Origin of the sequence: Pseudomonas sp. FSL W7-0098, from assembly GCF_005930585.1 — a bacterium.
In the GTDB taxonomy this organism is placed as follows: Bacteria; Pseudomonadota; Gammaproteobacteria; order Pseudomonadales; family Pseudomonadaceae; genus Aquipseudomonas; species Aquipseudomonas bubulae.
The window spans coordinates 188,489-198,012 of sequence record NZ_RXHW01000011.1 but is presented as its reverse complement, the minus strand read 5'-3'; the positions used below and the strand labels follow the sequence as shown (position 1 = coordinate 198,012).

At 59.9% G+C, this 9,524-nt stretch carries 3 protein-coding genes and 1 rRNA gene; all 4 read left to right on the top strand.

Going from position 1 to position 9,524, the window contains the following annotated elements:
• Positions 1 to 81: ribosomal RNA gene (gene rrf, locus FHL07_RS24090) — 5S ribosomal RNA — on the top strand; the annotation flags it as partial.
• A gap of 141 nt (positions 82 to 222) precedes the next feature.
• Complete coding sequence (gene recC / locus FHL07_RS19930) at positions 223 to 3,672, top strand: exodeoxyribonuclease V subunit gamma (RefSeq protein ID WP_138738830.1); 3,450 nt, start codon at positions 223 to 225, stop codon at positions 3,670 to 3,672.
• Positions 3,672 to 7,361: an exodeoxyribonuclease V subunit beta gene (gene recB / locus FHL07_RS19925; protein WP_095024389.1), complete on the top strand. Its 3,690-nt coding sequence runs from the start codon at positions 3,672 to 3,674 to the stop codon at positions 7,359 to 7,361. The genes recC and recB overlap by 1 nt, the downstream gene beginning before the upstream one ends.
• Positions 7,358 to 9,442: an exodeoxyribonuclease V subunit alpha gene (gene recD / locus FHL07_RS19920; protein WP_138738829.1), complete on the top strand. Its 2,085-nt coding sequence runs from the start codon at positions 7,358 to 7,360 to the stop codon at positions 9,440 to 9,442. The genes recB and recD overlap by 4 nt, the downstream gene beginning before the upstream one ends.
• The last annotated feature ends 82 nt before the right edge of the window (positions 9,443 to 9,524 follow it).

The window sequence follows — 9,524 nt, the reverse complement described above, 5'->3', positions numbered from 1 at the left end:
CATCCCGAACTCAGTAGTGAAACGATGCATCGCCGATGGTAGTGTGGGGTTTCCCCATGTGAGAGTAGGTCATCGTCAAGATTAAATTCCAAACCCCCTGTCTGCTCACGCAGACAGGGGGTTTGTTTTTGTGCGCAGAAAAACAGCCGCAGCTTCAAGCCTCCATTGCCGAGCAATGTTAAGGTTCGCCTTTGGATTTCGCTTTCTCCTAAGGATGCCGTCATGTCGGTTGCTACGCCTCTCAATGCGGGTTTTATGGTGGTTCATGGCAACCGCCTCGATGAGTTACGCAGCCTGGTTGTCAGCTGGATGCGCCTTTACCCGCTGGCTCCTCTGGAGAACGAAATTGCTCTGGTGCAGAGTAACGGCATCGCCCAATGGTTAAAGCTGGCTCTTGCCGAAGATGCCCGCGACGACGACCTCGGCGGCTGCGGTATTGCTGCAGCCGTGGACGTGCAGTTGCCCGGCAGTTTTTTGTGGCAGCTCTATCGGCTGGTACTGGGCAGTGAAGAAATCCCCGCCAAGTCATTGCTCGATAAAGCCCCGCTGACCTGGCGTCTGATGCGCCTGCTGCCTGCCCTTATCGATCAGCCGCACTTCGAACCCCTGCAGCGCTTCCTGACTCACGACACCGATCTGCGCAAGCGCTATCAGCTGTCTGAGCGTCTTGCCGACCTGTTCGACCAATATCAGGTATATCGCGCCGACTGGCTGGAGGACTGGGCCGCAGGTCGCCATCAATTGCGTAACGCCCGGGGCGAAAGCCCGGCCCTGAGCCCGGCTAACTGCTGGCAGGCTGAGTTGTGGCGTGCGCTTCTGCTCGATGTAGGTGAAGAGGGCATGTCACAGAGCCGTGCCGGCGTTCATCAGCGTTTTATGGACAAGATCAACAGCCTCGAGCAAGCCCCGCCCGGCTTGCCCGCGCGGGTGATCGTTTTTGGCATCTCGTCACTGCCTGCTCAGGCACTTGAAGCCCTGGCCGGGCTCGCCCGCTTCAGCCAGGTATTGTTGTGTGTGCACAACCCTTGCCGCCATCATTGGTCTGACATCGTTGCCGATAAAGATCTGCTGCGTCATCAGTACAAACGTCAGGCCCGCAAAAGCGGCATGCCTACAGCACTTGATCTGGATACCCTGCATCAGCATGCCCATCCCTTGCTGGCTGCCTGGGGTAAACAAGGCCGTGACTATATCAACCTGCTCGACAGCTACGACGAGCCCAACAGTTATCGCGCAGCTTTTCGCGATGGCCGTATCGACCTGTTCAGCGAAGTTGAACCGCTTAACCTGCTCAACCAGTTGCAGGACGATATTCTTGAGCTGCGCCCGCTCAACGAAACCCGGGAGCTATGGCCCGCCATCGATCTGGCACAGGATCGCTCAATACGCTTCCATGTTGCCCATAGTGCGCAACGTGAAGTCGAGATCCTGCACGACCAGTTGCTCGCACGTTTCAGCGAGAACCCTCAGTTGCAGCCACGTGATGTGATTGTGATGGTGCCGGATGTGGACAGTTACGCGCCGCATATCCGTGCTGTTTTTGGGCAAATCGAACGTGATGATCGGCGCTTTATTCCCTACACCCTGGCCGACCAGGGGCAGCGTGGTCGTGATCCATTGCTGATCGCTCTCGAACACCTGCTTAAATTGCCTGACAGCCGTTTCCCCGTCAGTGAAATCCTGGATTTGCTCGACGTGCCATCACTGCGCGCCCGTTTCAAGGTGCAAGAGCGCGACTTGCCAACCTTGCATCGCTGGATTGAAGGCGCTGGCATTCGCTGGGGGTTGAATGCGCAGCAGCGTGCCGGTCTTGGTTTGCCCGAGCAACTGGAGCAAAACAGTTGGCGTTTTGGTTTGCGCCGCATGTTGCTCGGGTATGCCGTAGGCAGTGGTGAGGCCTGCGACGGTATTGAGCCCTACGATGAGATCGGGGGGCTGGATGCTGTACTGATCGGCCCGTTGGTGGCTTTGCTCGATGCGCTGGAGATCGCCCATCAGGAACTCTCGCAACCGGCGCTGCCGCAGCAATGGGGCGAGCGTTTGCAAGCCTTGGTGCAGCTGTTTTTCCAGGCCGAAACAGAGCACGACGACTACCTGTTGGCCCAGCTTGAAGAGCTGCGCGAAACCTGGCTCGAAACCTGTGAACTGGTTGGTCTGCAGGATGAGTTACCGCTGACCGTAGTACGCGAGGCCTGGCTTACCGGGCTTGACCAGGGCAAGTTGTCACAACGTTTCCTGGCCGGGGCGGTCAACTTCTGCACCCTGATGCCGATGCGGGCCATCCCCTTCAAGCTGGTATGCCTGCTGGGCATGAACGACGGCGACTACCCGCGAGCCCAGCCGCCGCTGGACTTCGATCTGATGGGCAGCGATTACCGCCCGGGCGATCGTTCGCGCCGCGAAGATGACCGTTACCTGCTTCTTGAAGCGCTGCTTTCGGCTCGTGATCAGCTTTATATCAGCTGGGTAGGGCGCAGTATTCGCGACAACAGCGAGCGTCCGGCCTGTGTCCTGATTGGCCAGCTGCGTGACCACCTTGCCAGTGGTTGGCATCTGCAAGGGGGCGGCGACCTGCTTGAGGCCATGACCCAAGAGCACCCACTGCAACCCTTTAGCACTCGTTACTTTCATGAAGGCAACCCTAACCTGTTCAGCTATGCGCGTGAATGGCAGCGCTTGCATGCGCCACAACCGGAGCCCGTTGGCCCCGGCACGCTTGGCGCGCATATCCAGGAAGAACCACTGAACCTGACGCAGTTACAGGATTTTTTGCGAAACCCAGTGCGCCACTTCTTTAGTCAGCGCCTGAAAGTATTCTTTGAGGCAGCGGAAGTACCTTTGGCCGATGAAGAACCTTTCGTACTCGACGCATTGCAGCGCTACACCTTGAGCGACAGCCTGCTTGAAGCTGCACTGGCGCAGCCGGATCAACTGGAAAGCGCCTTGCATACTCGTGCCCAGCGCCTGCAAGGCAGCGGCTTGCTGCCCATGGCCGGGTTTGGAGAGTGCCTGCAACACGAATTAATCGAGCCATTACCAGATGTACTACAGCGCTATCAGCAACTGCTGGCTCTTTGGCCTACACCGCTAAACAGCGCGTTGCCTGTCAGTTTTGAGGATCAAGGTCTGACGCTGGAAGGCTGGCTCGGCAATCTGCATCAGCGTAGCGACAAGGGCTTACTGTCTGTTACCACTATTCCTAATAGAATTGGTGCGATCAAAACCCGGAAATGGCACCGCTTGACCCGGCCATGGGTAAACCATCTGGCAGCCTGCGCCTGTGGCCTGCAGATGACGACCGCCCTGGTGGCCAGTGATGACACCTTGCTGCTCGAACCTCTGGACACCAAGCAGGCCCGGGAGATTCTTGGCAACTTGCTCACTGCCTGGAAAGTCGGGATGAGCCACCCGCTGCCTGTCGCGGTAAAAACTGCTTTTGCCTGGCTGGCCCAGATAGATCCGGCCAAGGCCGATGCAGCGGCGCAAAAAGCCTATGAGGGTGATGGCCAAACCAGTGGCGGCGAGCGCCGTGAAAGCGCCGCCCTGGCCCGGCAGTTTCCTGACTATGCGGCCTTGATGGCTGGCGACGAATTCGAAGAGTGGTGCGATGCCCTCTATCGACCCCTTTTTGATGCGCCCTGGCGCTCATTAAACAGCGAGGCATCCCGCTAATGAGCGAGCAAACATTACCGCTGGCCCTGGCATTTCCCCTGCGCGGTAGCCAATTGATCGAGGCCAGTGCAGGCACCGGTAAAACCTTCACGATCTCGGCACTCTACCTGCGCCTGATTTTGGGGCATGGCGGCGTAGAATCGGGTTTTGGCCGTGAGCTATTACCACCGCAAATTCTCGTGGTGACCTTTACTGATGCCGCCACCAAAGAACTGCGCGACCGCATCCGTACCCGCCTGGCAGAAGCCGCACGCTATTTTCGTGGCGAGATCGACGCGCCGGATGCCTTGGTCGAAGAACTGCGTGACCAGTTTGCTCCCGAGCAGTGGGCTGCTTGCGCCGGGCGTCTGGATATCGCCGCCCAGTGGATGGACGAGGCTGCGGTCTCGACCATTCACGGTTGGTGCCAGCGCATGTTGCGCGAGCACGCTTTCGATAGCGGCAGCCTGTTTACCCAGACCCTGGAAACCGATCACAGCGACTTGCTGGGCGAAGTGCTGCGCGATTACTGGCGGCTGTTTTGCTACCCCATGCACGGCGACGCGCTGAACTGGGTGCGTGCCAACTGGAGCGGCCCCGCCGCCTTGATGCCGCGCGTGCGAGCGTTGTTTGGTAGCTCGCGCCAGCCAGCCAATGCTGAACAAACGCCTGCACAAATGATCGAAGCCTGCTTGCTGGAGCGCCGCCAGGCATTGGTGCAGCTTAAAGCCCCCTGGTTGCAATGGGCTCAAGAGCTGCGTGAGATCTGCCTGCAGGGCGTGGCCAGCAAAACGGTCGACGGTCGTAAAATGCAGGCCCGTTATTTTGAACCCTGGTTTGAAAAGCTCAGCGCCTGGGCGGCTGACGAAGATCAGGAACAGCTTGATCTGGGTACCGGCTTCACGCGTCTGACTCCCGACGGTATGGCCGAAGCCTGGAAAGGCGTTGCCCCGCAGCATCCGGGCCTGGATGCCATGCCCGGCCTCAAGGCCGCGCTCGATGCCTTGCCGAGCCCGGACGCCGCCGTGCTGCAGCATGCGGCGCACTGGGTGAGTGTGCGTTTTGAAGAAGAAAAACGCCGCCGTGCCGAAATGGGTTTCGACGATATGCTACTGCGCCTGGACTCGGCATTGCAGGCCGATGGCGGTGATCGCCTGGCGACCCTGATTCGTGAACAGTTCCCCGTGGCGCTGATCGATGAGTTCCAGGACACCGACCCCGTGCAGTACCGTATCTTCGAGACCATCTACCGGATTGAAGACAATTGCCCAGACACCGGGCTGTTTTTGATTGGCGACCCGAAACAGGCTATCTATGCCTTTCGCGGGGCGGATATCTACACCTACTTGCGCGCACGTCAGGCGACTGCAGGGCGCTTGCACACGCTGGATACCAACTTCCGCTCCAGTCACGCCATGGTCAAGGCAGTCAATCATGTCTTTGAGCGGGCCGAGCTGCGCGACAGCGGACGTGGGGCATTTTTGTTCCGCGAGGGTTCAGAAAACCCCGTGCCCTTTGTTTCGGTTAAATCCCAAGGGCGTAAGGAAGTCCTGCAGCTTGATGGCCAGCCTGTCAGCGCCCTGACGCTCTGGCAATTGCCCTCCGAGCAACCGCTGTCGGGTGCTGTGTATCGTCAGTATCTGGCGGCCGCCTGTGCCAGCCAGATTGTCGAGCTGCTTAATGGTGGCCAGCAAGGGCGCTGCGGTTTTATCAAGGACGGCGAAGCACTGCGCGGCGTATTACCTGCCGACATCGCGATTCTCGTGCGTGACGGTAAGGAAGCTCAGGCCGTGCGGAGAGAATTATCGAGCCGTGGTGTGCGAAGTGTTTACCTGTCGGATAAGGATTCGGTGTACGCCGCGCAGGAAGCACATGATGTGCTGGCCTGGCTCAAGGCCTGCGCCGAGCCTGACGTCGAGCGCCCACTGCGTGCCGCATTGGCCTGTATCACCCTGGACTTGCCGCTGGTTGAGCTGGAGCGTCTGAACCAGGACGAACTGGCGTGGGAAAGACGCGTTATGCAGTTCCGCGGTTACCGCGAAACCTGGCGCAAGCAAGGGGTACTCGCCATGTTGCGTCGCCTGCTGCATGACTTTGAACTGCCCCAGGCCCTGATTGCCCGACCTGATGGCGAGCGCGTGCTGACCAATGTCTTGCACTTGTCCGAATTGTTGCAGCAAGCCGCAGCCGAGCTGGACGGTGAGCAGGCGCTGATCCGTCATCTGGCCGAGCACCTGGCCTTGTCCGGCCAGGCGGGTGAAGAACAGATCCTGCGCCTGGAAAGTGACGAGCAACTGGTCAAGGTGGTGACTATCCACAAGTCCAAGGGGCTGGAGTACCCGTTGGTGTTTTTGCCGTTTATCTGCTCAGCAAAACCGGTGGATGGCAGTCGTCTGCCGCTGCACTTCCACGATGCTGCGGGTAACGCCCAGGTCAGTTTGAAACCGACGCCAGAGCTGATTGCCCAGGCCGATGACGAGCGTCTGGCCGAAGACCTGCGCTTGCTGTACGTAGCCCTGACCCGTGCCCGGCATGCGTGTTGGCTGGGGGTTGCCGACCTCAAGCGCGGCAATAGCAATCGCTCGGTCTTGCACCTCTGCGCCCTGGGTTATTTGCTGGGTGGTGGTGCCATGCTGGCCGAGTCGGCGGGCTTGCAGAGCTGGTTGGCCGAGGTGCAGCAAGGTTGCGACGCCTTGCAGTGCGAACCCGTTCCAGCTGCTGACGCGGCGCATTTTTATCCACCGCTCAACCAGGCAACCTTGCTTGAGCCGCTGATCCCGGGCCGCCGCGCCGCTGAAAACTGGTGGATCGCTTCCTATAGCGCACTGCGCATTGGTGACAGCCTCAGCCCGGCCGAAGCACCTGAAAGTGCCTTGGCGCAAAAGCTCTCGGATGATGAGCGCCTCGACCCTGAGGCACCGCGTGAAGTGTTGCTCAGTGGGGGTGATATTCACCGCTTCCCCCGTGGGCCAAATCCCGGGACTTTTCTCCATGGCCTGCTTGAGTGGGCGGGCAGCGAAGGCTTCAAGGCCGACCCCGAAGCGATCAAGGACGCTGTAGCACGGCGCTGCAACCGGCGTGGCTGGCAAGGCTGGATCGAAACCTTGAGTGACTGGCTGCAGCATCTGCAAGATGAACCGCTGCGTCTGAATAATGGTCAGCCCGCTGTGGTCTTGAGTGAGTTGAGCCAGTACCAGATTGAAATGGAATTCTGGTTTGCCAGCCACAAGGTCGATGTTGTGCAGATGGACACACTGGTGCGTCAGCATACCCACGGTGGCGCCGCGCGGGCGGGGGCCGAGCCGAGCCTGCTCAATGGCATGTTCAAGGGCTTTATCGACCTGACCTTTGAGCACCAGGGGCGTTATTACGTGGCGGACTACAAATCCAACTGGCTGGGTACCGATGATTCGGCCTACACCGAGCAGGCGATGACCGCCTCCATTCTGGACAACCGCTACGACCTGCAATATGTCCTGTATTTGTTGGCTTTGCATCGTCAGCTCAAGGCTCGATTGCCCGGCTATGACTACGACCAGCATATGGGCGGCGCACTGTATCTGTTTTTGCGTGGTACCCGCGCCCAGGGACAGGGCGTGTTTTTCACCCGCCCGCCCAGACTATTGATCGAAAGCCTGGACCTGATGTTCCAGGGCAAACCGCTGCCGAAAACAGCTGAACCGGCGTGGGAACAGGGAGTGTTGTTATGAGTCGTTCGTTTGCCGAACTGTTGCCTACGCCATTGACGGCCGAAAGCCTGGCCCTGCTTCAACCGCTGGGCCGGGCCGAGGATTTGCTGTTGTTACTTGAACGCTGGGTCGAGCGCGGCTGGTTGCGCGCTCTGGATAAGGCCTTCGTCGCGTTCCTGCATGAGCGCGATCCGCAGGGCGACCCCCTGGTGTTGCTGGCGGCGGCCCTGACCAGCCATCAACTGGGCCACGGTCATGTGTGCCTGGATTTGTTTGAAACCCTGAAAGAGCCGGACTTTGCACTTTCTTTACCCCCCGAAGGTGATGTGCAAACCGGCGCCATGCTGCTGCCTTCGCAACTGCTTGAGGCCCTGGACGGCGAGGCCTGGTGCAAGGCCCTGCAAACCAGCCCGCTGGTTGAACACGCGGGCCGGTCGTCTGCGGATGCGGCCAGCCGACCCTTGGTATTGAGTGAGCGGCGTCTGTATTTGCGTCGCTATTGGGCCTATGAACGTCGAATCGACGGTGCCTTGCGCCAACGTCTGGCGATGGCTGAAGCGACACCGGCGGATTTGCCTACGCGCCTTGACGGTTTGTTTGGCAGACCTGCACAGGATGCGCCGATTGACTGGCAAAAACTGGCCTGCGCCCTGGCCACGCGGGGAGCTTTCAGCATTGTCACCGGTGGCCCCGGCACCGGTAAGACCACCACCGTGGTGCGTTTGCTGGCGTTGTTGCAAGCACCGGCGGTAGAGGCGGGCACGCCTTTGCGCATTCGCCTGGCGGCACCGACCGGCAAGGCGGCTGCGCGCCTGACAGAGTCGATCAGCCTGCAAGTCAAATCCCTGGAAGTGGACGACAAGGTCCGGCAAAAAATCCCCAGCGACGTGACCACTGTTCATCGCCTGCTCGGCAGCCGCCCCGGTACGCGGCATTTTCGCCATCATGCGGGCAATCGCTTGCCGCTGGACGTGCTGGTGGTTGATGAGGCGTCGATGATCGATCTGGAAATGATGGCCAATTTGCTCGATGCCCTACCTGCTCATGCGCGGCTGGTGCTGCTGGGTGACAAGGACCAGTTGGCATCGGTTGAAGCCGGTGCCGTGCTGGGTGATTTGTGCCGCGACGCCGAAGCGGGCTGGTATACCCCGCAAACCCGTAACTGGCTGGAGCAGGTCAGCGGCGAAAATCTCAGTGCCAGTGGTTTGCAGCAAGACCTGGACAGTACGCACCCGCTGGCGCAGCAGGTAGTGATGCTGCGCCACTCGCGGCGCTTTGGTGAGGGCAGCGGTATTGGCCAGCTGTCGCGTCTGGTCAACCAGCAACTGCCCCGCGAAGCGCGAGCCTTGCTGGCGGCAGGCAGCCATGCCGACCTCTTTGCGTTGCCCCTGAAGGGTGAGCAGGACCGCGCATTTGAACGTCTGGCGCTGGAAGGGCGGGGGGCAGAGGCTAAAGGCTATCGGCACTACCTGGAGGTTTTGCGCGATCAGCGACCAGACACCGAGAGCGGTCTTGAAGACCCGTGTTGGGCGGTATGGGCGGGTAACGTGCTGCAGGCGTTCGAGGCCTTTCAGGTGCTCTGCGCCGTGCGCAAGGGACCGTGGGGCGTGGAGGGCCTGAATGAGCGTATCACCGGCGCCCTGTTTGCCCGCAAGCTGATTGATGGCGACCGGCATTGGTACGAAGGCCGCCCGGTGCTGATGACCCGCAATGATTACGGACTGGGCCTGATGAACGGCGATATTGGCATCGCCCTCACACTTCCCGAGGGTGATGGTCAGGCCCGGCGTCATGTATTGCGGGTGGCTTTCGCGCGTAACGACGGGCAGGGCGGCATCCGTTTTGTACTGCCAAGCCGGCTCAATGATGTCGAGACGGTCTATGCCATGACCGTACATAAATCCCAGGGCTCGGAGTTTTCCCATACGGCGTTGGTGCTGCCCGAAGCGCTCAACCCGGTGTTGACGAAAGAGCTGATCTATACCGGTATCACCCGGGCCAAGCACTGGTTCAGTCTGATAGAGCCGCGAGCGGGAGTTTTTGAGGAGGCCGTACAGCGCAAGGTCAAGCGCCTGAGCGGGTTGATGCTGGGGCTGGGATAGCCGAAGTCTTGATCCTGATCGGGGTACTTTTTTGTGGGAGCTGGCAAACTTGGGTGATGCCATCGCGAGCAAGCCCGCTCCC

Excerpts from the sequence above, each read along its gene's own strand:
- recC (WP_138738830.1), top strand. The coding sequence starts at position 223 with ATGTCGGTTGCTACGCCTCTCAATGCGGGTTTTATGGTGGTTCATGGC.
- recB (WP_095024389.1), top strand. The coding sequence starts at position 3,672 with ATGAGCGAGCAAACATTACCGCTGGCCCTGGCATTTCCCCTGCGCGGT.
- recD (WP_138738829.1), top strand. The coding sequence starts at position 7,358 with ATGAGTCGTTCGTTTGCCGAACTGTTGCCTACGCCATTGACGGCCGAA.